General features: G+C 41.9%; 27 protein-coding genes. 16 read left to right on the forward strand and 11 right to left on the reverse strand.

The window, feature by feature from the left end; genetic code table 11:
• Window positions 1-116: 116 nt before the first annotated feature.
• A complete protein-coding gene (gene ftnA, locus ACVBIK_RS09600) occupies window positions 117-644 on the reverse strand; it encodes a non-heme ferritin (protein WP_447161065.1) in 528 nt (175 codons plus the stop codon).
• Between the two features lie 350 nt (window positions 645-994).
• On the opposite strand from ftnA, the gene moeA reads away from it, so the two are divergent.
• The 3 genes from moeA to ACVBIK_RS09615 all read left to right on the forward strand — a co-directional run bounded on the left by moeA (window position 995) and on the right by ACVBIK_RS09615 (window position 4,263).
• Window positions 995-2,239, forward strand: coding sequence for a molybdopterin molybdotransferase MoeA (gene moeA / locus ACVBIK_RS09605; protein WP_447169554.1), 1,245 nt, complete (start codon window positions 995-997; stop codon window positions 2,237-2,239).
• A gap of 37 nt (window positions 2,240-2,276) precedes the next feature.
• Window positions 2,277-3,047, forward strand: a complete 771-nt coding sequence (moeB, locus tag ACVBIK_RS09610; RefSeq protein ID WP_447169555.1) for a molybdopterin-synthase adenylyltransferase MoeB — start codon at window positions 2,277-2,279, stop codon at window positions 3,045-3,047.
• A gap of 382 nt (window positions 3,048-3,429) precedes the next feature.
• Window positions 3,430-4,263: a DUF333 domain-containing protein gene (locus ACVBIK_RS09615; protein WP_447169556.1), complete on the forward strand. Its 834-nt coding sequence runs from the start codon at window positions 3,430-3,432 to the stop codon at window positions 4,261-4,263.
• A gap of 65 nt (window positions 4,264-4,328) precedes the next feature.
• Here the strand turns inward: ACVBIK_RS09615 and ACVBIK_RS09620 are convergent, their stop codons facing one another.
• The 7 genes from ACVBIK_RS09620 to ACVBIK_RS09650 all read right to left on the reverse strand — a co-directional run bounded on the left by ACVBIK_RS09620 (window position 4,329) and on the right by ACVBIK_RS09650 (window position 8,521).
• Window positions 4,329-5,108, reverse strand: a complete 780-nt coding sequence (locus ACVBIK_RS09620) for a hypothetical protein (protein ID WP_447169557.1) — start codon at window positions 5,106-5,108, stop codon at window positions 4,329-4,331.
• A gap of 2 nt (window positions 5,109-5,110) precedes the next feature.
• Complete coding sequence (locus ACVBIK_RS09625; RefSeq protein WP_447161060.1) at window positions 5,111-5,590, reverse strand: RNA polymerase sigma factor; 480 nt, start codon at window positions 5,588-5,590, stop codon at window positions 5,111-5,113.
• Between the two features lie 13 nt (window positions 5,591-5,603).
• Window positions 5,604-6,425 carry an HvfC/BufC family peptide modification chaperone gene (locus ACVBIK_RS09630; protein ID WP_447164166.1) on the reverse strand — a complete coding sequence of 274 codons (822 nt, stop codon included), beginning with the start codon at window positions 6,423-6,425 and terminating at the stop codon, window positions 5,604-5,606.
• Window positions 6,416-7,300 carry a DUF692 domain-containing protein gene (locus tag ACVBIK_RS09635; protein ID WP_447169558.1) on the reverse strand — a complete coding sequence of 295 codons (885 nt, stop codon included), beginning with the start codon at window positions 7,298-7,300 and terminating at the stop codon, window positions 6,416-6,418. Before ACVBIK_RS09635 ends, ACVBIK_RS09630 begins: the two co-directional genes overlap by 10 nt.
• Window positions 7,300-7,584, reverse strand: coding sequence for a BufA1 family periplasmic bufferin-type metallophore (locus ACVBIK_RS09640; protein ID WP_447164168.1), 285 nt, complete (start codon window positions 7,582-7,584; stop codon window positions 7,300-7,302). Before ACVBIK_RS09640 ends, ACVBIK_RS09635 begins: the two co-directional genes overlap by 1 nt.
• 102 nt (window positions 7,585-7,686) lie before the next feature.
• Complete coding sequence (locus ACVBIK_RS09645) at window positions 7,687-8,073, reverse strand: thiol-disulfide oxidoreductase DCC family protein (protein ID WP_447164169.1); 387 nt, start codon at window positions 8,071-8,073, stop codon at window positions 7,687-7,689.
• A 1-nt stretch (window position 8,074) separates the two neighbouring features.
• On the reverse strand, window positions 8,075-8,521 hold the full coding sequence (locus tag ACVBIK_RS09650) for a DUF3429 domain-containing protein (protein WP_447169559.1): 447 nt from the start codon (window positions 8,519-8,521) through the stop codon (window positions 8,075-8,077).
• A gap of 144 nt (window positions 8,522-8,665) precedes the next feature.
• On the opposite strand from ACVBIK_RS09650, the gene folX reads away from it, so the two are divergent.
• From folX to folM, 3 genes are read left to right on the forward strand one after another with little or no spacing between them, the layout of a single operon-like run.
• The gene (folX, locus tag ACVBIK_RS09655; protein ID WP_447161054.1) at window positions 8,666-9,031 is read left to right on the forward strand and encodes a dihydroneopterin triphosphate 2'-epimerase; all 366 of its coding nucleotides are present in this window, start codon (window positions 8,666-8,668) and stop codon (window positions 9,029-9,031) included.
• Between the two features lie 34 nt (window positions 9,032-9,065).
• Complete coding sequence (gene folE / locus ACVBIK_RS09660; protein WP_447169560.1) at window positions 9,066-9,704, forward strand: GTP cyclohydrolase I FolE; 639 nt, start codon at window positions 9,066-9,068, stop codon at window positions 9,702-9,704.
• 13 nt (window positions 9,705-9,717) lie between these two features.
• A complete protein-coding gene (folM, locus tag ACVBIK_RS09665; RefSeq protein WP_447161052.1) occupies window positions 9,718-10,428 on the forward strand; it encodes a dihydromonapterin reductase in 711 nt (236 codons plus the stop codon).
• A 76-nt stretch (window positions 10,429-10,504) separates the two neighbouring features.
• Here the strand turns inward: folM and gltS are convergent, their stop codons facing one another.
• The 3 genes from gltS to ACVBIK_RS09680 all read right to left on the reverse strand — a co-directional run bounded on the left by gltS (window position 10,505) and on the right by ACVBIK_RS09680 (window position 12,867).
• Entirely contained in the window at window positions 10,505-11,728 is a 1,224-nt protein-coding gene (gene gltS / locus ACVBIK_RS09670) for a sodium/glutamate symporter (RefSeq protein WP_447161051.1), read from the reverse strand.
• Between the two features lie 152 nt (window positions 11,729-11,880).
• The gene (locus ACVBIK_RS09675; protein ID WP_447161050.1) at window positions 11,881-12,042 is read right to left on the reverse strand and encodes a DUF2986 domain-containing protein; all 162 of its coding nucleotides are present in this window, start codon (window positions 12,040-12,042) and stop codon (window positions 11,881-11,883) included.
• A gap of 72 nt (window positions 12,043-12,114) precedes the next feature.
• Window positions 12,115-12,867 carry a glycosyltransferase family 25 protein gene (locus ACVBIK_RS09680; protein WP_447169561.1) on the reverse strand — a complete coding sequence of 251 codons (753 nt, stop codon included), beginning with the start codon at window positions 12,865-12,867 and terminating at the stop codon, window positions 12,115-12,117.
• A 220-nt stretch (window positions 12,868-13,087) separates the two neighbouring features.
• Between ACVBIK_RS09680 and ACVBIK_RS09685 the strand changes: the two genes are divergently transcribed.
• The 10 genes from ACVBIK_RS09685 to ACVBIK_RS09730 all read left to right on the forward strand — a co-directional run bounded on the left by ACVBIK_RS09685 (window position 13,088) and on the right by ACVBIK_RS09730 (window position 21,521).
• Entirely contained in the window at window positions 13,088-14,164 is a 1,077-nt protein-coding gene (locus tag ACVBIK_RS09685) for a glycosyltransferase (RefSeq protein ID WP_447169562.1), read from the forward strand.
• A 300-nt stretch (window positions 14,165-14,464) separates the two neighbouring features.
• Window positions 14,465-15,232, forward strand: coding sequence for a glycosyltransferase family 2 protein (locus ACVBIK_RS09690; protein ID WP_447169563.1), 768 nt, complete (start codon window positions 14,465-14,467; stop codon window positions 15,230-15,232).
• A 126-nt stretch (window positions 15,233-15,358) separates the two neighbouring features.
• Window positions 15,359-16,426 carry a dTDP-glucose 4,6-dehydratase gene (gene rfbB / locus ACVBIK_RS09695; RefSeq protein WP_447164176.1) on the forward strand — a complete coding sequence of 356 codons (1,068 nt, stop codon included), beginning with the start codon at window positions 15,359-15,361 and terminating at the stop codon, window positions 16,424-16,426.
• Window positions 16,426-17,304: a glucose-1-phosphate thymidylyltransferase RfbA gene (rfbA, locus tag ACVBIK_RS09700; protein ID WP_447169564.1), complete on the forward strand. Its 879-nt coding sequence runs from the start codon at window positions 16,426-16,428 to the stop codon at window positions 17,302-17,304. Before rfbB ends, rfbA begins: the two co-directional genes overlap by 1 nt.
• Complete coding sequence (locus ACVBIK_RS09705; protein ID WP_447169565.1) at window positions 17,304-17,924, forward strand: SDR family oxidoreductase; 621 nt, start codon at window positions 17,304-17,306, stop codon at window positions 17,922-17,924. The genes rfbA and ACVBIK_RS09705 overlap by 1 nt, the downstream gene beginning before the upstream one ends.
• 4 nt (window positions 17,925-17,928) lie before the next feature.
• Window positions 17,929-18,486 carry a dTDP-4-dehydrorhamnose 3,5-epimerase gene (gene rfbC / locus ACVBIK_RS09710; RefSeq protein WP_447169566.1) on the forward strand — a complete coding sequence of 186 codons (558 nt, stop codon included), beginning with the start codon at window positions 17,929-17,931 and terminating at the stop codon, window positions 18,484-18,486.
• 3 nt (window positions 18,487-18,489) lie between these two features.
• Window positions 18,490-18,891, forward strand: a complete 402-nt coding sequence (locus tag ACVBIK_RS09715; protein ID WP_447169567.1) for a sugar 3,4-ketoisomerase — start codon at window positions 18,490-18,492, stop codon at window positions 18,889-18,891.
• Entirely contained in the window at window positions 18,888-19,355 is a 468-nt protein-coding gene (locus ACVBIK_RS09720) for an acyltransferase (protein ID WP_447169568.1), read from the forward strand. Before ACVBIK_RS09715 ends, ACVBIK_RS09720 begins: the two co-directional genes overlap by 4 nt.
• The gene (locus ACVBIK_RS09725; RefSeq protein ID WP_447169569.1) at window positions 19,352-20,452 is read left to right on the forward strand and encodes a DegT/DnrJ/EryC1/StrS family aminotransferase; all 1,101 of its coding nucleotides are present in this window, start codon (window positions 19,352-19,354) and stop codon (window positions 20,450-20,452) included. The genes ACVBIK_RS09720 and ACVBIK_RS09725 overlap by 4 nt, the downstream gene beginning before the upstream one ends.
• Before the next feature lie 22 nt (window positions 20,453-20,474).
• Window positions 20,475-21,521: a hypothetical protein gene (locus ACVBIK_RS09730; protein ID WP_447169570.1), complete on the forward strand. Its 1,047-nt coding sequence runs from the start codon at window positions 20,475-20,477 to the stop codon at window positions 21,519-21,521.
• The last annotated feature ends 54 nt before the right edge of the window (window positions 21,522-21,575 follow it).

The raw sequence follows: 21,575 nt of genomic DNA on the forward strand, positions 1-21,575 counted from the left end.
TCCCCAGAACAGTAAAACCAAGGCCTCAACGGTATGCCAAAAATAAAAATGCCGTTCACCTTAAGTGAACGGCATTACAGCTAAGCTGCTCTTTTATATTCTTTTAAACTGGCGATTTATACTGCAGCGCTCGTCATTACACTTGCAGACTCTTCAACAGCCATCTGTGCCAAATCTTTATCGACAAAGAATAGCGCCTTGCCATCTTCACCCACTAGACGAATTTTATCGACGATAGACTTGAATAGTTTCTCTTCTTCGTGCTGCTCTGACACATACCACTGCAAGAAGTTAAAAGTAGAATAGTCTTGGTTAGTAAAAGCTGCATGAGCCAATTGGTTGATCTGCTTAGTGATCAATTGCTCATGTTCATAGGTGTATTCAAACAAAGCCAGTAGAGATGGAAAATCAGCCTGTGGTGCTTCGATAGTGCCTAATAATGGCATACCGCCAGTTTCACTGACGTAAGTGAACAAGCGATGCATATGACCCATCTCTTCGTCTGCATGAGCACGCATAAACTTAGCCGCCCCTTCAAAGCCTTTGTCTTCACACCATGCACTCATTTGCAGGTAAAGGTTAGAGGAGAAGAACTCCATATTGATCTGGTCATTTAACTGGTCAATCATCTTCTGGGCTAACATTGCAATTCCTTAGGGCTTTCGATTTATAAACGTCATTGTTATCAAGCTAGCAACTAATTGCAATAAAATTTACTTAAGTGACTGTTAATTAAATAATAATAGTTTTCATTTACAGGCTTCTCGGCTACCTTGTTAACCATTGTATTTAACAAAAAACCGAGTTAAATCAGGCTTAAAGCCTGTATTTCAACTCAAAGCAATAGAATCATAATTATCACGATTAATTATGCTTCTATTTTGATTGTGTTTAAAAACTGCCGCGCAGATCATAGCCATCTACATTCACCGTGGCATAATGCACTATATTCGTTTTTACTTAACGTTCCGATTCACGTCTCAAGGATAGATAGATGCAGACTCATGCAGATCCATGCTCGCAACCTAGCCTAATGCATCCCGATCAGGCTATCGTTAAATTACTAGAACAAGTAAAACCCATCACAGACTCTGAAGTCGTGACATTGCCACAATCATTAGGCCGAGTACTGGCTGAAGATCTTGCCTCGCATATCGATCTGCCCCCTTTCGATAATTCAGCAATGGATGGTTATGCCTTTAACTTTGCCGATCTAAGTGCCGATAAGCCACTTAAATTAATTGGCCAATCTTTCGCGGGTCACCCCTTTACAGGCGAGTGCATTCAAGGCGGTTGTATTCGTATCATGACGGGCGCACCAGTGCCAAGTGGTTACGATACGGTGCAGATGCAAGAAAAGGTCAAAGCTGACGGCGAACAAATTACCATCGCAGCCCCTAAAGAAAAGGGAGCCAACGTACGTTACCGTGGAGAAGAGCTCACAAGCGGTACTAAAGTACTGACTGCAGGCACCTTAATTGGCGCAGCAGAGATGGGTGTATTAGCCACCATAGGGGCAAGCCAGCTGCGTGTTAAGCGCATTGTTAAAGTCGCCTTTTTCTCAACCGGTGATGAACTTCGCCCTGTCGGTAGCGAATTGGGCCCAGGCCAAATCTATGACTCTAACCGTTATAGTATTCAAGGCTTACTGAGCCGCGGTAATATCGAGTGGATCGATCTGGGTGTTATCGAAGATGACAAAGAAGCGATTCGCCAAGCCTTTAAAATGGCTTCTGAATCTGCAGATATGGTGCTGACTTCTGGCGGCGTGTCAGTGGGTGATGCCGACTACACCAAGCAAATATTAGACGAAGAAGGCCAAATCACCTTCTGGAAGCTCGCTATCAAGCCCGGTAAACCTTTTGCATTTGGTCATTTGGGTGATGCCGTTTTCTGTGGTTTACCTGGCAACCCCGTCTCTTCAATGGTGACCTTTTACAAACTCGTTTGGCCATTGCTCAATAAGATGCAAGGATTACCTCAGACTAAGCCCGTCACTTTAACTGCCACACTAAAGGGTGAGATCCGTAAAGTCCCCGGTCGAGTGGAGTATCAGCGCGCAATTTTAAGCTATAACGCACAAGGCGATGCTGAAGTCGCTGTCACGGGTGGCCAAGGCTCAGGTATGCTGACATCAATGACACTGGCAAACTGCTTTATTATTTTAGCGCAAGATTGTGATGGCCTAAGTGACGGTTCTCACGTCACGGTAGAACCGTTTAATAGCGTGCTTTGCTAACCCAAGCACAACAAAACTAGCTTAAGAGATCAGATAGATGTCCACAGAACATGCAGCAACAGACGAAATACTGTCTGACGCTGAAATATTGCGTTATAGCCGCCAAATATCGATTAAGTCGATGGACTTTGAAGGTCAAGAAAAGCTCAAGCAGGCTAACATATTGATTATTGGTGCCGGCGGCTTAGGCTGCGCAGCGAGCCAATATCTAGCAGTGGCAGGTATAGGCTCAATGACCTTAGTGGACTTTGATACCGTCGAGATATCGAATCTACAAAGACAGGTATTGCATCAAGACGCCAATGTCGGCCAAGCTAAAGTGGACTCAGCCAAGCAAAGTTTAACGGCGCTTAATCCACATATTCAGATAGACACTATCAATGCTGTGCTAGATGATCATGAGATTGATGCATTAGTTGAGCAGCACTCAATAGTGATGGATTGTACCGACAATGTCGCCGTGCGTGAGCAGCTTAACCAAAGCTGCTTTAAGCATAAAAAACCACTCATATCTGCAGCCGCAATTCGCATGGAAGGCATGGTTACTGTATTTGACTATCAAGCCAATACCCCTTGCTACCACTGCTTTAGCCAACTTTTTGGTGAGCAGCAGCTTAGTTGCGTTGAATCAGGGATTTTGGCGCCAGTGGTCGGTATGATCGGTTGCTTGCAGGCGGTCGAAGCGATCAAGGTCATTGCCAATATGGGCCAGACCTTAGCAGGCCGCATTTTGATGTTCGATGCGATGACGATGGAGTTTCGAGAAATGAAACTGCCAAAACAAAGCAACTGTAAAGTCTGCGGCTAGTTCTTTCTACAGGTCACTAGAAGCAGCTTAAAAAGCTGCTTCATTATTCTTTTATCTGCTTATATTCACAGTCTTTTCAGTAAACCTTTACTACTCTTATCAGTGAAATCTTCCTTTACGCTTAGCAAATGAAGAGTATAGTAATTCTACATGTAAGCTCACTAACGCTATATCAGAAGTGATAAAGGAGTATTTTTGCTGCCAACTTCTGCGCTCAATGAGTTCATAAGGGATCAATACACCTTTACTCATTCGGCTTGAATTAAGCATCAAGAAATAGCTCTGAGTTAACCCTCTTCTTTATATCGATTAGTATCAACCCCAGCTAAATCAACTCTGTGGAGAATGATTAGATATGAAAAAGCCCCTAATAATGAGTTTAATGATTACAACAGCTATGCTATTAAGTGCTTGTAATCCAAAAGAACCGGAGCCAGAACTTAGCCAAAAAGATGCAACTACACTCGCCAATCCAGCATCTATGTTTTGTATTTCACTCGGTGGCTATATCGTCATAGAAAATAACGACAACGGACAAGTTGGCTACTGTAATCTACCCGATGGCAAGCGCGTGGAAGAATGGACCCTTTATCGTGATTCAACCAAGCAAAGCCTAACTAAACCGCAGCTAGCCAACCCGGCTAGCGAAAACTGTATAGCACAAGGTGGCAAAGTAGATTTAGCAACTAGCATCTGCACGTTAGCTAACGGTGAAGAAGTCGAGCAGTGGACCTTATTTCGTCGCGACAACGAACAAGCGGCAGACTCTAGCAGTGCCCCCAACCCTGCATCAGAGTTTTGTATATCGCAACAAGGTAAGCTCAACATAGCCACCGGCATGTGCACCTTACCCAGCGGTAAACAAATTGAACAGTGGCAACTGTATCGTCAAAATCATGAACAAGCTGTTGAAACGACATACATCCCCAACCCTGCAACAGAATACTGTTTATCACTAAATGGGGAGGTTGACCCAGTGTCAGGGGTCTGTTCTCTACCTAACGGTGAAAAAATTGAACAATGGTCATTGTTCAGCAAGCACCAAAAACAATCTAAAAGTGAAGCAGGGATCTTAGACGCCCCTAATCCTGCGGCAGAATACTGTTTATCACTCGAGGGGAAAGTGGATTTAGCGACAGGGTTCTGCACTTTGCCAAGTGGCGAAAAAGTCGAACAATGGGCTCTTTATCATCGAGACCATAAAACCATCGACTAGTACTGGCTAAATCTATAAACCCAATAACTTAAGGCTCACTTTATTCGTCATCTCTTATGACAGATTTAGTGAGCCAAGCGAGCACTCGCCATCAATAGTCCTTTTTCTACCCAAATAGAGACTGCCACCCCCCTCGCTACTAGCTCAATAGGCAGGTCACCCGCTTCTATATTGGGCAATTCACCGTATAGCGCCCTATCGTACTGCACTTCATATAGAGTGATAGCTTGTCCTTGATCGCTGAACCGTATTTGAGCCGCGGTAAGGCCTTGAACTGAACAATAGCGACCGCCTAACATCTGCCCATTAGCTCCAATTCGACTCGAATTTACGATAGCAAAATCAAGTTCGGTGAAATATTGCCTTAAGGTAGAAAGTTGCTTAGTTTGCACCTCCAACGGCTTCATTTTGATATGATTTTTAGCCACTTCATCGGCAATCTTCCAACTCATGCTATTCGTTACAGCAAACGAATTCGGCCGAGTGGTGTTATCTTGCCAGCTCATATGCGGATACAACTGCACACCCAGCACTAGCAGTAATAAACTCGCAACCATACCAAGCATGAGTTTAAATCGATTACGGCTGCGGCCATCACGCGAGTTATCACTCTCTGAGTTACTATTACAGCTATAACGATGCGTGCCATCACAGCCAGATCCCTGTGCAGTATTCAAATCCGCTTGTTGATCCCGTGTTGCACATTCCTCTTCGACAGTTTGGTCAACGCTATCGAGCAGCGCTTCAATTTTATTAAGCCCAAGCTCACTGAGCATTTGCTTGTCAATATGGCGCTTTACCTGAGCTTTAAAGTTCATCTCGGCGGCATCGGTTTTATTATTCATCTTTATTGCCCCCCTGTAGTCAGAACGGGTTCACCGAGCACTATGTCGGCAGATTTCAATTTAATACGATGTAAACGCGACAAAATCGTGCCTCGGGGTTGGCCTAAGTCCTCTGCAATTTCTGCCGCGCTATAGCCTTCGAGCGCCCACAGATAGAGCACTTCTCTTTCTGCTGAATTAAGTTGTTCAAACAGATATTCGATAAGATCATGTTGGATTTCAATCTCTTCCAAACAGGTTTCGTCGAGCAGGGCTGGAGCATTATCATCTAGGGGTTCAAAGTCCACCAATTTAAGCCTACGACAATCATCAATAAATTGGTTACGAATAATTGCTCTTAGATAGGCTCGCAAAGAAACAGGCTTGGCACTGCATTTTAGCCAGCGCTCGATTGCGGTTTGCAGTAGATCTTCAGCTTGAGAGGAGTTGGCAGTCAAACAAAAACAATATCGATATAAGCTTTGCAGTAGCTCTCTGTCCATTCTAGTCAGCCAGTCATTGCTTGGTAGGCAAGTGTTTGGTAGCCAAACCTATTGCGAGTAAGTCAGTTACGGGCAAGCTAAAACCGCAGACCCATTGACGTTCAATCAACCCAGACAAGAGACTGAGATCGAGCTCAGAATTGGTAATTTGCGCCAAGGTTTGCCCAGATGCTATCCCTTGCAGTAAAAACATTTCAGCTTTACTGACTACACTCAATTGCACCTTAAATCTGTCTCGATATATCACCAGGTAATGAGGGCCTGAACCTGTGTATTCTTGTATGCCTTGCTGGGTATTATGCCTAGCCCACACCTGCTGCACCTGATACTGACACGTCAATAGCGCCACATCCGGCCTCAGTAACAATGTAACCTGCTGCTGCGCTGATTCACTAAGCTCCGCTAACGCCTCTAAACGACAATTTGTCGACTGCATAAATTCGTGCAAGTCCATGCTGTAATAGCTTTGATTTAACAACCACTCTAACTGAGCTAATTCTGGTAAATATTCTAAATCTTTAAAGGCTGCATGCTGACAGGTTTCTATCGCTAACCAATATGAAAAGTGTTGCCCGTATCGATTCAAATTGCAGTCCGCGAGAGGATATTGCTGGCAATAACCTTTTACCAACTGCGTAAAACAAGCTTCACCAACGACCAATTTGCAAACCGGAAAAACCAGTTGTAGGGCACTATTTAATGCCTGAAATGCGTTATTACGATAGATATCAACCCTATTTAGCTCTCGCTCATTAACAAGCTGAGTAAGCTTATTTGCATTCCCCTGTGGCTCAAGGGCATGAATAAAAGCCGACTGCCAATCTGCTAAGCGCATCGTTCACCTACCACATGTTTACCCATAGCCATCTCATCGTTAACGCGCTCTGTTGGCGCTAATCGTAAAATTTCAGCGGCTATTTGCAGCTCTTGCAGTAATCGCGCTAACGTCGGCAATTCGCTATCCCATTCAATCATGCTGGGGATAGGCCCGTGTTGCTGAATGTATGCGGTAAATGCCGCCCACACACTCGGAGCGACAGGGTGATTATGGGCATCAAGCAAGTAATCACCCTTATCATGAAAACCTGCAAGATGGATCTGCTTGACCCTTTCGACCGGAATAACGTCCATAAATGAGCGCAACGACTGATTGAGATTCACGCTAGTCACAAAAGCGTTATTAATATCGAGTAACAGGTAACAATCTGCCTCTTCCGCTATGGCCGCAATAAACTCCCCCTCACTCAGCTCATTATGACGACAGCTCATATAGGTAGACACGTTTTCGAGTAAAATCCTTTCACCCAAAAAATCTTGAGTCTGCTTAATACGCTGACTGATATGCATCACCGCCTCTTGGGTATAAGGCAATGGCAGTAGATCAGCCACTTTGAAGTCATCATTACCAGAGAAACTGGCATGTTCAGAATACCAATGGGCGCCACATTGCTGCTTTAAGGTTTTTATCTGTTGAAGGTAATCGAAATCAAGTGGACTGGGGCCACCTAAAGATAGGCCTACGCTGTGGAAAACCAACTCAAAGCGATCACTCACGGCATTGAGAAGATGTTGATTTAATCCCCCCTCTACTAGCCAGTTATCAACTAGCACCTCCAACCAGGGGATCTCTATGGTTTCGTCTGCGAGTAATGGTTGTACATGAGGGATGCGCAGGCCTATGCCTGCGCCCGCTATGCTTGAGGTAAGCACTAGCTTTTAGCCGGTTTAACGGCTTTAACTTCACCGCCAGTTATCTTGTCGCAAGTCCCTGCGGGGACATAAATCCATTCGGTAGACATATTGTCTTCTTTAGCTTGTCCCGCACAACCGTGGCTACCATCTAGGGCACCACAATCATTTGCCCCGGCTTTGGCCACCCCGGCACACTTTTCCCACTCTTTGGGCTGATCCGGTACAGCTTGAGCCCCCATTGAGATGCTCGCAGCGAGAATACCTGCAACTGTTGCCCCTACGGCCGTTTTTGTCGATTTCATATCAGAATGTCCTTTTGATTGATAAGATGTTCATTAGCTATAACGAATCTAAATCGTTATTGATTGCATCAATGTCAAAATTAATTCTAGTCGATAAGAAAACTAGCGGGAGCAAGTACCGCTTTCGCAGCGCTGCTTGCCTGTTAACAAATATGAAATTCGATATCTGTGTTTTGCAAAAAAAAGATAGCCCAAATCAGCGACTGGCTTTATTAGAGGAGTTCTGAGCAAAGCAACCCAACGCCCCTTTCCAACGGCAGCCCAAGCCTGATAAGTCACATCTAAGCCTTTGATTAAAGTGCCGTCTGCAAGCTCAGCATGTAAGATTCGATTAGCCAATGCAGCATCAATATTGGGGAAGTTAATTTCAAAGTTGTGCTGATTGAGATCTTGCAGCTCAATATTATTGTGTTTATCTAACGCTTTTATCTGCTTCATTTCGGCATCACACAATGGACACAATGAGTCGTAAAATATCCTAAGTTTCATTTTAACCTCCAATCAATAGCTTTATTAGCATCAATAAATGAGTTAACAATGCCACGTAGGTCAGCCTAGTGCGCATTCTTTGATAACTGTTATTCACAGGTAGGTTGTCGCAGTTTTTTTCAATACTTAACAAGCTGAAATAACCGAAAGCCAATGCAATCAAGCTAACAATGGGCATAGAAAGTAATAGAGAAAACCATGCTAAAAGAGCATAAAGATTACTGAGGATAAGCAGGTTACCTAGATTATCAACGGAATACAGAGATAAGACCCGCCCCCACAATGTACCCGCTAGAAAACTAAGGATAGTTGCACTGTAGCTGATAAAAGCAAACTGAGGTTCAAACCAAGGCAATGACCAGTCAGCCCAAGTCATCACCGTCGCGATAATAAAAGGCAGTAGTCCCGCATAACCTAATCCTAGCCAAACCTGTTGATTACTTTTCATTGCAACTCTCTCTATTACATCACTACAAACCTGTACGAAAGAAACGCCATTTTAGATCTTCTGGTTTGACTCCTATGTAAACAGATGATCTAAATTACTGAATCTTACGTAATCAGCTCTATAGTTAAATGAAAAGGACGACTAATGACTGTCAGTATTGCCACCATAAAAATCACTAATTTACGTCTGCGAACCTTCATCGGCTTCAACCAAGAAGAGCGAGAGAAAATGCAAGATGTGGTGATCAACATTGAAATCCAATACCCGGCTCAGCATGCGATTTTGGAAGATGATGTAGAAGCTGCGCTCAACTACAAAAAAATCACTAAGGCCATCATCCAACATGTAGAGCAAGGACGATTTTTGTTGCTAGAAAAGCTGGTGTCCGATGTGCTTGAGATCAGTTGTGATCACTCCTGGGTGCAATTTGCGCGTGTCACAGTCGATAAGCCCCATGCTTTGCGATTTGCAGACTCAGTATCTCTAACACTTGAATATCACCGAGAGTAACATTTTGGCTGTTAATGCCATAAAGGAGTCAACGATGGACTTATCACAAGCAGAACAGGTGAAAAATGCCCTTATTGCTAAAGGCCTAGAAACACCACTTTTACCATCAGATATGAATACCCAGCAAAAGTATGATCGAATTAAAGGCTTGATGACTGAAGTGATATCGACCCTAGGGCTAGACCTTAGCGATGACAGCCTTTGCGAGACCCCACACCGCATTGCCAAGATGTACGTCAACGAGGTTTTTGCCGGTTTAGATTATGCGAATTTTCCTAAGATAGCCCAAATAGAGAACAAAATGGGCGTCGATGAAATGGTCAAGATCAGTGACATTAGTGTTGTCAGCACTTGCGAACACCACTTTATTACCATTGATGGTCTCGCCAAGGTGGCCTACATTCCAAAAGAGACCATCATTGGTTTATCTAAAATCAATCGATTAGTACGCTTCTTTGCTCAACGACCCCAAGTACAAGAGCGCCTAACCAAACAAGTGTTAGTTGCCCTACAGACTCTACTTGGAACAGCAGACGTTGCTGTTAGCATTAATGCCACCCACTACTGTGTAAAGTCGCGAGGTGTAATGGATACTCAATCACAGACACAAACAACGGCACTCGGCGGCTGCTTTAAATCGAACCCAGCCACCAGAATTGAATTTCTTAGATAAAATAGGCAGTCAAATGAGCGCAACCATTTTGATCACCGGCGTCGGCAAGCGCGTTGGTTTCTATCTAGCAAAGCATTTAGCCGAAGACGGTTACCAGGTTATCGGTACATATCGCACGCCACGAGCAACGCTACAGCAACTTGAAACGCTAGGCGTGCAGCTTCATCAATGTGATTTTTACGATACTGCACAAACAGAGAGGCTACTTAAGGACATTACGCACTCTTACTCAAGCCTACGGGCTATTATCCATAATGCGTCGGACTGGCTACCGGACACTGATGCGGCTAGCGCAATGGTAAGGATAGAAAAGATGATGCGGATCCACGCCACCACGCCATACGCAATCAATATAGCCCTCGCGCCTTTGCTGCAAAAAAATGAACACCCCGTTGGCGACATTATTCATATCACCGATTATGTTGTCGACAAGGGCAGTAGCAAACATGCTGCATACGCTGCAAGCAAAGCCGCGTTGCATAATCTTACCCTCTCTTTTGCCGCTAAGTTTGCCCCCCAAATTAAAGTCAACAGTATTGCACCCGCCATGCTGATGTTTAACCCTGATGACGATGATAACTACAAGCAGAAGGCTTTGAATAAGGCGCTCATTAAACAAGAAGGCGGAGAAGCTGAGGCGCTCAAAGCAGTAAAGTATCTGCTAGATAGTCAATACATCACAGGACAAGCAATCAAAATCGATGGTGGCCGTCATTTGGTCTAATCGGATCACACTAAATGAGCGTTTAAAAATAACAAAGGCACGCGCGAGCGTGCCTTTTTGTCGTTGATTTTTAGTGCTATAAAATAAAGCTGATATAGCCTTGCAGTACAATCAAGTTAACGATATCAATAAAGAAAGCACCCACAATTGGCACCACCATAAAGGCTTGTGGTGAAGGGCCATTGCGAGAAACAAGCGCTCCCATATTCATCACTGCGGTAGGCGTCGCCCCCATGCCAAATCCACAGTGACCTCCAGCAATTACAGCGGCATCGTAATCAGAACCCATTATTTTGAACGTAACAAAATAGGCAAATATCGCTAAAACAACCGTTTGTACCATCAAAATAATCAATAGCGGGATCGCTAAATCAAAAATTTCCCATAGCTTTAGGCTCATTAGCGCCATAGCAAGAAACAGCGACAAAGCAACGGTACCTAAAATATCTACGCACTCGTTATTCATCTTATAGCCGCGAGTCATTTCAGTCAGGTTGGTAATCATCACCCCTAGAAATAGCGCATAAACAAAGTCCGGCATCTTCAACCAGCTTATCTCAAAGCTTACGACTAAATGCCCAACCCATTTGGCTCCCGCCACACACAGCATAATAATAAACAGCGTTTCTAATACGCTCTTAGCTGTGACGTTATCTTCTTCGAGTTGGTCATACGTTACCAAATCAGGATGGTCTTTATGGTGGTTGCCACCAATGCCGTATGAAGATTCAAGCTTATGCTTATCGATTAACCTTTGTGCTACTGGGCCACCAATAATGCCACCCATGACTAAACCGAACGTCGCCGCAGCCATAGCAAATTCTAGCGTGTTCATATTGTAATGGTCGGAAAAAGTTTGTGACCAAGCAGCACCGGTGCCATGACCGCCAGAAAGCGTAATCGAACCAGCGACCAGCCCCATCAGAGGCTCTAAGCCTAGTGCCGTTGCTAAACTCACGCCGACAGCATTTTGCAAGATGATGTAAATAGAGGCTATGCCAAGAAAAATAAAGACTTTTTTACCACCACGAGCGAGCAGTTTATAACTGGCAGCCAGACCCACAGTGCTAAAGAACATCAGCATTAACGTATTTTGCATTGGCAAAGAAAACGCTAGGGTAATATTCTGAAAATGAAGAACCGTGATAACGGCTGCGACAACCAGACCACCGATAATAGGCTCTGGAATATTGTATTTTTTGAAAAAAGGAACGTGACGATTAACTGTGTGGCCGATAAACAAAACCAAGATGGCGACCAAAAACGATTCTAGTTCTCCGATTGAATATACTGTATTCATGTAACTCCTATCCGTTAGGTTTTGTAGTCAAAAAACCTACAAAACCAAAATTAGCCGGCTATTCTGGCACATTCATTAGGGTAAATAATATTAGCCGTGTCGGAATTATGGCATTTGGATCATGAAAAGCGACACATTGCGCAATAAAGAATCTACTCGCTGTCTATTTGTTCGGTTTTTTCGGCCTCTAACGCTTCAAGTTTTGCTCTTTCTGCCTTAGAAATATACTTAGGCTTGCTGCTATTTTGCAATTTCGCATTGGCTTTCTTCAGCTTGCTCATGTGTTTTAAAGTGATTTTTTTTGTGCGGTTCATGGGTCTATATCATCAGTAATAAAGCTTAATTATAACAAGCAAGGCGCGTAACGCCGAATAGTTCGGCGTTAACTATTGAAGCTTTTTAAATTGAATTCGACGGCTAAAAATACGATCGACCTCACGCTTCAGTTTCTGCCCTATGGTCAACTTTTTCTTCGCTGGCAGTACTCTTTCACTATTTAAACTGCTGTGGAGCAGACTGCTTTTCTTATCGAGAATGTCATCTTGTGCACAAATCGCAGGCTGCAGTTGGTAAACATCCAGTTTGTTTGAAGTAATCATCTCTTCAAACATAATTTTATCTATCGCTTCTATTGGTCTGAATTGACGGATTTCATTCAACAGTTTACTCGCCATATTGCAACTTACGACATAACCTGCAGCGCCTAAATGCCTACCTTGCAACTTAAAGAGCTCTGTTCCAGAGCCGAGTTTATACCCTCCCCAAAACGCCCCCTTAGCAATATGATTAAACATCTCGAGCTTAATCAGTTCTACTTGTTCAGGGATCCAGCAGTCTGAACATAAATAATGATTTGCATTTTTACCTAGATGAATGTCATCTTCGAAAATAGCAGCAAACGGGATCGATTCATCTACGATTTTCTGAAGTATCGCAACATGGCTGAGTAAACAAGATAGCTCCCCTTTACTGAGCGTTGTCCCTTGAGTTGCTATCTGCAGGCGAATTGCTTCAGCTTCATTTAGATCCGGAGTTATTGCATCAAAAAATTCAAACGGGATAGCTTGAGAAGAAAACGCTTGATTGATATGAGCTCGCCTCTTTTCTTCAGTTAGTAAGCTTATAACGAAACATCTCATAATCTAACAACCATAATTCAATAGCATAATCTGCCAATGAGTATAATCGAATTAGTGAGCAGTCTACATCAGAGAATTTAACCACCATAGCTCGAGGAGCAGCGAAATCAAGTTCCATAGCTACACGATATATTTAACAAGCTAATACATTTACTTATGTTCAAAAACTGCTCATCTGGTATCATTGCTAGCCTTAAAAAACCTTAAAGGCATACCTAGAATGAAAAAGATTGCTATCTTTTGCCACAATTTTTATGCCAACGGAACGGTCAAAGTTGCGCTAACTCAAGCAGAGATCTTGCATGAAGCAGGGCAAGATGTGCATCTGTTTGTTTTCCAGCAAGAGGGGGATTTCCCTCCGCCAAAACACGTCACTATTCATTATGTTTACCCAAATCAGAAAGCATTAACTCTGAAACAACAGCAGCAGCGCTTAAAGCAATGTGTTGAGGATGTCGAAAACACCAAGGGTAAATTCGACCTATTTCTGTCCAACTCTACGGACTGCGATACCGTTGTGAGTGGTTGCAACTTTGAGCCCTGTTATTACTTTTGTCATTGCGCGTTAAAACAAGAATTAATCATGGAACTCAAACGAGGGCCGGTTCACTTCTATCGACGTTGGTCAAAAGCAAAAGCTTTGATTGGGAAAAATATCATTACAGTGTCTGAAGGTATTGCCGATGAGCTACGCAATACCCGCTGGCTCAAAGCTAAAAGCATTCAAGCTATTTATAATCCTTTTAGAATCGAAGAGATAAAACGTAAAGCATTAGAAGCAAACGATGAGATACCCAACGAGCCGTTTATGATCCATATTGGCCGGGTTACGCGACAAAAGCGCCTGGATACTCTGTTTAAAGCGCTGCAAGCTATGCCATCAGCCCCTAAGTTAGTATTGCTAACCAACAGGCCTGAACGCGCACGGAAAATTGCGAAAAAGTACAATGTTGAAAACCGCATTATCACGCCAGGTTTTCAATCAAACCCATACTCCTGGATAGCACGAGCAGAATTAATGCTGCTCAGCTCAGATTTTGAAGGTTTTGGCCTGGTGATTGCCGAGTCACTGATTTGTGGAACCCCAGTAGTCAGCACAGACTGCCCTTACGGTCCAAATGAAATTCTAACCGGAGAACTGGCTCAATATTTAGTCCCTCGCCGTCAGCCACAATTGCTAGCAGAAAAAGCATTAGCCTGTTTAGCTTCCCCTCCAATAATTAATAATCCAGAAATATTTAAAGTGATTAATAGTCAATATGTTGCGCAGCAATATATTAATCTAGCTAACCATTAATAAACCGAAAAGTTATTACACCGAAAACAATTGAATTGCTTTTTAGCCATTCAATTGTTGCCTTTGTTACTTTCACTTATTAACACGTTAGAGTACAGCCTTATCAAAAAGAACCTCGTCGTTTATTTTTAGTTAAAAACGTTTAACTTACGCTACCAATTGGTTGCTTTAAATGTTTGAATTACGAAATAAAGCACTGAGCATAATTTAGACTATATTTTAGTGAGTATTTAATTATAATAGCGCCCCCAGAGTTTCTTATAACGCTAAACTCCTTTAATCGATGTCTATATACCTCATATGAAAAAACACAGCTTATCCGTTATTCTAATCACTAAAAATGAAGCCGATCGTGTTGAGGCTTGCCTTAAGTCGATCATAGATATAGCTGATGAAATCATTGTTCTAGACAGCGGTTCGACCGATGACACAGTCAATATCTGTCAACAGTACACCAACAACATCACCATAACTGACTGGCCAGGATTTGGTAAGCAGAAGCAACGCGCACTCGATAAAGCTACTTGCGACTGGGTATTATCTATTGATGCCGATGAGGCATTAGATGATGAGATGAAACAGGCTCTCATAGCTCTATTGTCACAAGACAGCATCGAAGAAACATCGTACCGTCTTCCCTGGGGAGTCACGCTTTACGGCACGACCCTGAAACACGGCCGCAGCGCTCGTTCAGTTTTACGTTTATTTCTTCGCCAAGGCTCTAGCTACACCCTTGATGAAGTGCACGAAACCGTGATCCCGGCGAAAGGCTCAGTGGGTAAGCTTAAAGGCCTGTTGTTACATTACACCCACAGAGATTATGGGCACGGATTAAATAAAGCCGCTCAATACGCATGGCTTGGTTCGCAAAAGTATGCTCGTAAAGGCAAAAAATCAAAAGGATTGGCACTGGCTCTACTCCGTGGAATGTGGACCTTTTTCCATATCTACTTTATTCGAAGAGGTTTTTTAGACGGCAGCGTAGGATTTATTGTTGCCATGACCTATGCGCAGGTGAACTTTAATAAATATGTTGGACTGTGGTTAATAGAAAACAATCGGCACTAACTAATTAAGCTTTCACACTTACACTTGCGAAAAATGCATTAATGCACCATATAACAACTTGCTCTATTTAAACCTTAACCTAACTCAGAAAAACAAATAACGTTTTCTTACATACTGGATACTTTAGTGAAAATATTAATTACTGGCGGCGCAGGCTTTATTGGTTCAGCTGTTGTGAGATATATGATTAACAATACAAATGACTCTGTCATCAATCTTGATAAGTTAACTTATGCAGGCAATTTAGAGTCACTAGACGATGTTTCGCAAAATGAGCGTTATTTTTTTGAAAAAGTCGATATTTGTGATCAAGTTGAGCTAGAAAGAGTATTTAATCAATATCAACCTGACTGTGTCATGCATTTAGCTGCGGAGTCCCATGTAGACCGCTCTATTGATGGGCCAGCGGCCTTTATTCACACTAATCTACTGGGCACGTTCAACTTATTGGAAGTCTCTCGCCAATATTGGAATAGTTTACTACCAGAAAAGCAGGCTTCATTTCGCTTCCATCACATTTCAACTGATGAAGTCTATGGCGATTTGATAGGTACCGATGAGCTATTTACAGAGCAAACGTCTTATTCACCTAGTAGCCCATATTCAGCAAGTAAAGCGGGCTCCGATCACTTAGTGAGAGCGTGGGGCAGAACATATGGTCTTCCCGTTTTAGTCACAAATTGCTCAAACAATTATGGCCCATATCACTTCCCTGAAAAACTCATACCGCATGTTATTTTGAATGCACTACATGGAAAACCGTTACCAATATATGGTGATGGTAACCAGATCCGTGATTGGCTGTTTGTAGAAGATCATGCCAGAGCCCTATACACAGTCGTCACCAAGGGAGAAGTTGGTGAAACCTATAATATTGGCGGTCATAATGAGAAGCGTAACATTGAAGTAGTTCACACCATTTGTGCCCTACTGGAAGAGTTAGCACCAAACAAGCCTGATGGTGTCTCTCATTATCGTGATTTGATTACCTACGTAAAAGATCGTCCCGGTCATGACGTACGCTACGCCATAGACGCCACAAAAATCGCACACGATCTTGGCTGGACCCCTGTAGAGAGTTTTGAAACAGGTATTCGTAAAACAGTAGAGTGGTACTTAAGCAATTCATCATGGTGGCAGCGGGTTATGTCTGGTGAATATCAGCTATCGCGCCTAGGTGAAGGAGAACAATAATGAAAGGTATCGTATTAGCTGGCGGTTCGGGCACCCGCCTTTATCCATTGACCCGAGGCACTTCAAAACAGCTACTCCCCATTTACGACAAACCTATGGTGTATTATCCAATTTCCACCTTAATGTTGGCAGGTATTCGTGAAATTTTGATTATCACGACTCCAGAGGAGCAATACAGTTTTCAGAGACTTCTTGGCGATGGTTCAGATTATGGGATTAAACTGCAATATCGTGTACAACCTAGCCCTGATGGTCTAGCCCAAGCATTTATCATAGGCGAAGAGTTTATTGGTGATGACAATGTCTGCCTAGTCCTTGGTGATAACATTTTTTACGGTCAAGGCTTTAGTGAAATATTACTAAACGCCGCATCACGCCCACACGGTGCAACTGTATTCGGCTACCAAGTTAAAGATCCTGAGCGCTTTGGGGTTGTAGAGTTTGATGAACAAATGAAGGCCATTTCGATTGAAGAAAAGCCAATCAAGCCAAAATCAAATTATGCAGTCACTGGGCTATATTTCTACGATAACCGCGTCGCTGAGTGGGCAAAGCAAGTTGAACCTTCTGGCCGTGGTGAGCTTGAGATTACCAGTCTAAATCAAAGGTACTTAGATGATGGCTCGCTTAGCGTCGAATTGCTGGGGCGTGGTTTTGCTTGGTTAGATACTGGTACTCATGAAAGCCTGCATCAAGCTTCATCATTTGTGCAAACCATTGAAAATGTGCAAGGCCTTAAAGTCGCTTGTTTAGAAGAGATTGCGTGGCGCAATGGCTGGTTAACGGATACCCAAATACTCAATATAGCTAAGCCTATGCTTAAAAATGAGTATGGCCAATACCTTAATCGTTTAGTTACAGAGACTTCGGTGAAGTAATGAAAGTTGTAGTTACTGGATGTAATGGTCAGGTAGGCCGCAACCTCGTAGAACAGTTACAACAACGTGACGATGTTGAACAGTACGCTATGGATAAAGCCGTACTTGATATTTGCGATCCGGTGCAGAGCATCATAGGCCAAATTGAACCAGACGTGATCATCAATGCGGTCGTATACACGGCTGTAGATAAAGCCGAAAGCGAGCCTGAGCTAGCCTTTGCAATCAATCAGCAAGGGCCATTGAATTTGGCACTTGCTGCAGCAAAGGCTCAGGCAGTATTGCTGCATACTTCGACTGATTATGTGTTCGATGGATTAAAAAGCACACCTTACATCGAAACAGATACTCCGAATCCACAAACAGTATATGGACAAAGCAAACTTGCTGGTGCGCAAGCTATTATCAGTCATTGCCCACGCCATGCCATTTTGCGTACTGCTTGGGTATTTAGCGAGTATGGCTGCAACTTCGTTAAAACAATGCTTAAGCTAGGGCAAACACGACCATTAAACTCAAGGTTAGACTGTCAAAAGATTAACCAAACCCTTGGCATTGCGCCAAGTGACTGGCAACAAGGATTAAACCTCTTTTTTAACCGTATTAACTTGCAGGATTAAGTTGATGAAAGTTATTGAGACAGATATTCCGGATGTAAAAATCATCGAGCCGCAAGTTTTTGGTGATGAACGTGTTTTTTTTATGGAAACCTGGAACCAAGCGCGTTTTGAAGAGCTGGTAACAGGCAAGCCAACTCCTTTTGTGCAGGATAATCACTCAAAATCTAAAAAAGGCATTTTACGGGGCCTACATTTCCAAACCTTGCAGACTCAGGGCAAGCTGGTACGGATTGTCTCTGGTGAAGTATTCGATGTGACGGTGGATATTCGTAAAAACTCGCCAAGTTTTGGTCAATGGGTCGGTGTGTATTTATCGGCTGAAAATATGCGTCAATTTTGGATACCTGAGGGTTTTGCCCATGGTTTTTACGTCACTAGCAAAGAAGCCGAATATGTCTATAAATGTACTGATTACTATCACCCACAAAGAGAAGTATCCATCCATTGGAATGACCCAACCATCGGTATTAAATGGCCGATACCCAATAGTGAAAAAATAACTTTATCATCAAAGGATTCTGACGGTAAAAATCTAAATCAAATTAGCCCTTTAGAGATCTGATTAATGAGTTTAATAAATTTAATTGAGTTTAATATACACGGTGACGAGCGAGGAAGTCTGGTATCTCTGGAACAATTTCAAAACATCCCTTTTGAAATCAAAAGAATATATTACATATTTAATACTAGAGAAAACGAATCAAGAGGATTTCATGCACATAAAAATTTAGAACAAGTTGCAATCTGTATAAAAGGAAGCTGTAAATTTATACTTGATGATGGCTATACTCGTGATGAAGTGATACTCAACAGTCCTCAGAAAGGTTTATATATAAATAGCAATAAATGGCGCGAGATGCATGATTTCTCACAAGACTGCATTTTGATTGTATTAGCTAGCCAAACTTACTCAGAGAATGATTACATTCGAGATTATAAAACTTTTAAGAGCCTAGTAACATCATGAAAATCCATAAATTAAGCGACGTTCAAAGTACAAGTATTGGTAAAGGATCAAGAATTTGGCAGTATTCAGTGATCCTGCCAGGTGCTGTGATTGGTGAGAACTGCAATATTTGCGCACATACATTAGTCGAAAATGATGTCGTGATAGGTAATAATGTCACAATCAAGTCTGGTGTATACCTGTGGGATGGAATAGTTATTGAGGACAATGTATTCATTGGGCCATGTGTAGCTTTCACAAATGACAAGTTTCCCCGTTCGAAAGAATATCCAGAAAAATTCCTAAAAACCAAAGTATTAAAAGGTGCTTCAATTGGAGCAAATGCAACAATATTACCTGGTATCACATTAGGTGAAAACTGTATGATTGGAGCGGGTAGTGTTGTCACAAAAGACATACCTGACAATGCTATTGCTATTGGTAACCCTGCAAAAATAATACGTTATATTGAGAGTGCAAAATGATTAACTTCCTAAGTTTGAAAGATATTAATTCACAATATTCTGATGAGCTAAAATCTGCTTGCGCCCGAGTTATTGACTCTGGCTGGTATATTATGGGGCAAGAACTTGAGCAATTTGAAAAGGGGTTTGCTGATTATTGTGGAACCAAGCATGCTGTCGGCGTAGCAAATGGCTTAGATGCTTTAGTTTTAACGCTAAGGGCATGGAAAGAACTAGGAAAACTACAAGCTGGTGATGAAGTAATCGTCCCCGCTAATACTTACATTGCCTCTATTCTCGCAATTACTGAAAATGATTTAAAACCTGTTTTTGTTGAGCCTGACCCACTAACCTACAATTTGTCACCTGAAAATGTAACTAGTGCGATTACTGAAAAAACAAAAGCTATATTACCTGTTCACTTATATGGTCTAATTTCACCCATGCCAGAATTAATGGCAATTGCTGAAAAACATAAGTTACTAGTACTAGAAGACTGCGCACAAGCTCACGGTGCAAGCATTGACGGTATAAAAGCAGGTAATTGGGGGCATGCTGCTGGTTTTAGTTTTTACCCAGGGAAAAACTTAGGAGCACTAGGTGACGCAGGTGCAATTACTACAAATGATGATGAACTTGCTACAACTTTAAAAGCATTGCGTAATTATGGTTCACACAAAAAATATGAAAATATTTATCAAGGTGTAAACTCAAGGCTCGATGAAATTCAAGCTGCGATGCTATGTGTAAAGCTGAAATATTTAGATCAAGAAACGAATATTCGTAAGCAAATTGCCAAGCGGTTTCTAGCGGGGATCAAAAATCCACTGATTCAACTTCCAAAATGGGAAGTCGAAGAGCAGCATGTATTTCACTTATTTGTCATCCAAACAAATGAGCGAGAACGCTTCTCAAGTTATTTAAATAACAATGGAATTCAAACCGTAATTCATTATCCAATTCCACCGCACAAGCAAAAATGTTATTTGAAATATAATCACTTAAAACTTGCAACAACCGAGTCTATTCATGATGATGTATTGAGTTTACCGATATCTCCAACACTAAATGATAAAGAAATCTCAAAAATAATTAATATCATCAACTCTTTCAACTAGTTATCACTCACCGAGGTGTGTAATGAAAATATTAATTTATGGTGAGTATAGTGGTTACGGGAAGTCTTTGGCAGAGGGCTTTAATGAATTAGGTTACAAAGCATCTGTATTTTCACCAGATGGTGACAGTTGGAAAAATATTAGTTCTGAACTGTATCTACGATCCAAATCCAAGATAGGAAAAATGCTTGAAATAATAAAGCTCACCCCAAGCTTTTTAATGTTTGACGTTGTTTACATAATGAACCCATATTTCTTTAGATTTAAATTCTTAGGTCTGTTCATTTTACTGGCACTCAAACTAAAAGGAATTAAAATCTTCTTACTTTGCTGTGGAGATGATGTTGAATATATGAAAGCGGGAGAATCTAAGCTATTAGACAAGTTCGTTTTCAAGGATGTTTCTTACTCCAAAAGGCACTTTAAAAGGAGTAGAGATTTTTTTATTAACTATTTATGCGCCAAAGCTGCAACTAAAATTATACCTGTAATGTATGATTATGAGTTACCTTGGAAACATAGTAAGTTTAAAAATAAGCTAACAAAAGTTATTCCGTTAGCTTGCAATGCAAACAAAATTGATAGGATCAAAGTTACAAACCCAATTGAAATAAACATCATGCACGGAATTAATAGAAAAGAGGTAAAAGGGAGCGATGTCATATTGTCTGCGCTAAAAAAAATAGACAATGAATTCCCTAATGTTAATATTTTCACTCCTGAAAGGCTAAGTCAATCTGAATATTTAAATTTATTTAATAACGTGGACATTTCAATTGACCAATGCAAGTGCCATAGCTATGGCATGAATGCTATTTACTCAATGTTTCATGGTCATATAGTATTAGCCCCCGCAGATGAAAAACATTGCAACTCATTTGGTATCAAAAAAACTCCAATTGTAAGCATTTCCTTTTCTGAAGACTCCATCTACAGTGCGTTAAAAAGTATTTTGAATAACATAAATAATATGGATAACTTAAAAAGAGAAACATATTTATACGCAAACGAATTTCACACACCAAAAAAAGTCTGCATGGAATTGGCAAATGTATGCGATTTAAACTAACAACTTGATAGAAAGAACTATTGCTAGAATTTTAACTATAGTCAAGCGACCACA

Source organism: Shewanella sp. 125m-1, assembly GCF_052977065.1.

Bases quoted from the DNA above. Each gene is read 5' to 3' on its own strand.
- rfbC (WP_447169566.1), top strand. From the start codon at position 17,929: ATGAAAGTTATTGAGACAGATATTCCGGATGTAAAAATCATCGAGCCG.
- ACVBIK_RS09705 (WP_447169565.1), top strand. From the start codon at position 17,304: ATGAAAGTTGTAGTTACTGGATGTAATGGTCAGGTAGGCCGCAACCTC.
- folE (WP_447169560.1), top strand. From the start codon at position 9,066: ATGGACTTATCACAAGCAGAACAGGTGAAAAATGCCCTTATTGCTAAA.
- ACVBIK_RS09715 (WP_447169567.1), top strand. From the start codon at position 18,490: ATGAGTTTAATAAATTTAATTGAGTTTAATATACACGGTGACGAGCGA.
- ACVBIK_RS09720 (WP_447169568.1), top strand. From the start codon at position 18,888: ATGAAAATCCATAAATTAAGCGACGTTCAAAGTACAAGTATTGGTAAA.
- ACVBIK_RS09650 (WP_447169559.1), bottom strand. From the start codon at position 8,521: ATGAAAAGTAATCAACAGGTTTGGCTAGGATTAGGTTATGCGGGACTA.
- ftnA (WP_447161065.1), bottom strand. From the start codon at position 644: ATGTTAGCCCAGAAGATGATTGACCAGTTAAATGACCAGATCAATATG.
- folM (WP_447161052.1), top strand. From the start codon at position 9,718: ATGAGCGCAACCATTTTGATCACCGGCGTCGGCAAGCGCGTTGGTTTC.
- gltS (WP_447161051.1), bottom strand. From the start codon at position 11,728: ATGAATACAGTATATTCAATCGGAGAACTAGAATCGTTTTTGGTCGCC.
- ACVBIK_RS09675 (WP_447161050.1), bottom strand. From the start codon at position 12,042: ATGAACCGCACAAAAAAAATCACTTTAAAACACATGAGCAAGCTGAAG.
- ACVBIK_RS09615 (WP_447169556.1), top strand. From the start codon at position 3,430: ATGATTACAACAGCTATGCTATTAAGTGCTTGTAATCCAAAAGAACCG.
- moeA (WP_447169554.1), top strand. From the start codon at position 995: ATGCAGACTCATGCAGATCCATGCTCGCAACCTAGCCTAATGCATCCC.
- moeB (WP_447169555.1), top strand. From the start codon at position 2,277: ATGTCCACAGAACATGCAGCAACAGACGAAATACTGTCTGACGCTGAA.
- ACVBIK_RS09645 (WP_447164169.1), bottom strand. From the start codon at position 8,073: ATGAAACTTAGGATATTTTACGACTCATTGTGTCCATTGTGTGATGCC.
- rfbA (WP_447169564.1), top strand. From the start codon at position 16,426: ATGAAAGGTATCGTATTAGCTGGCGGTTCGGGCACCCGCCTTTATCCA.
- ACVBIK_RS09640 (WP_447164168.1), bottom strand. From the start codon at position 7,584: ATGAAATCGACAAAAACGGCCGTAGGGGCAACAGTTGCAGGTATTCTC.
- folX (WP_447161054.1), top strand. From the start codon at position 8,666: ATGACTGTCAGTATTGCCACCATAAAAATCACTAATTTACGTCTGCGA.
- ACVBIK_RS09680 (WP_447169561.1), bottom strand. From the start codon at position 12,867: ATGAGATGTTTCGTTATAAGCTTACTAACTGAAGAAAAGAGGCGAGCT.
- ACVBIK_RS09685 (WP_447169562.1), top strand. From the start codon at position 13,088: ATGAAAAAGATTGCTATCTTTTGCCACAATTTTTATGCCAACGGAACG.
- ACVBIK_RS09625 (WP_447161060.1), bottom strand. From the start codon at position 5,590: ATGGACAGAGAGCTACTGCAAAGCTTATATCGATATTGTTTTTGTTTG.
- ACVBIK_RS09630 (WP_447164166.1), bottom strand. From the start codon at position 6,425: ATGCGCTTAGCAGATTGGCAGTCGGCTTTTATTCATGCCCTTGAGCCA.
- ACVBIK_RS09730 (WP_447169570.1), top strand. From the start codon at position 20,475: ATGAAAATATTAATTTATGGTGAGTATAGTGGTTACGGGAAGTCTTTG.
- ACVBIK_RS09620 (WP_447169557.1), bottom strand. From the start codon at position 5,108: ATGAATAATAAAACCGATGCCGCCGAGATGAACTTTAAAGCTCAGGTA.
- ACVBIK_RS09690 (WP_447169563.1), top strand. From the start codon at position 14,465: ATGAAAAAACACAGCTTATCCGTTATTCTAATCACTAAAAATGAAGCC.
- ACVBIK_RS09725 (WP_447169569.1), top strand. From the start codon at position 19,352: ATGATTAACTTCCTAAGTTTGAAAGATATTAATTCACAATATTCTGAT.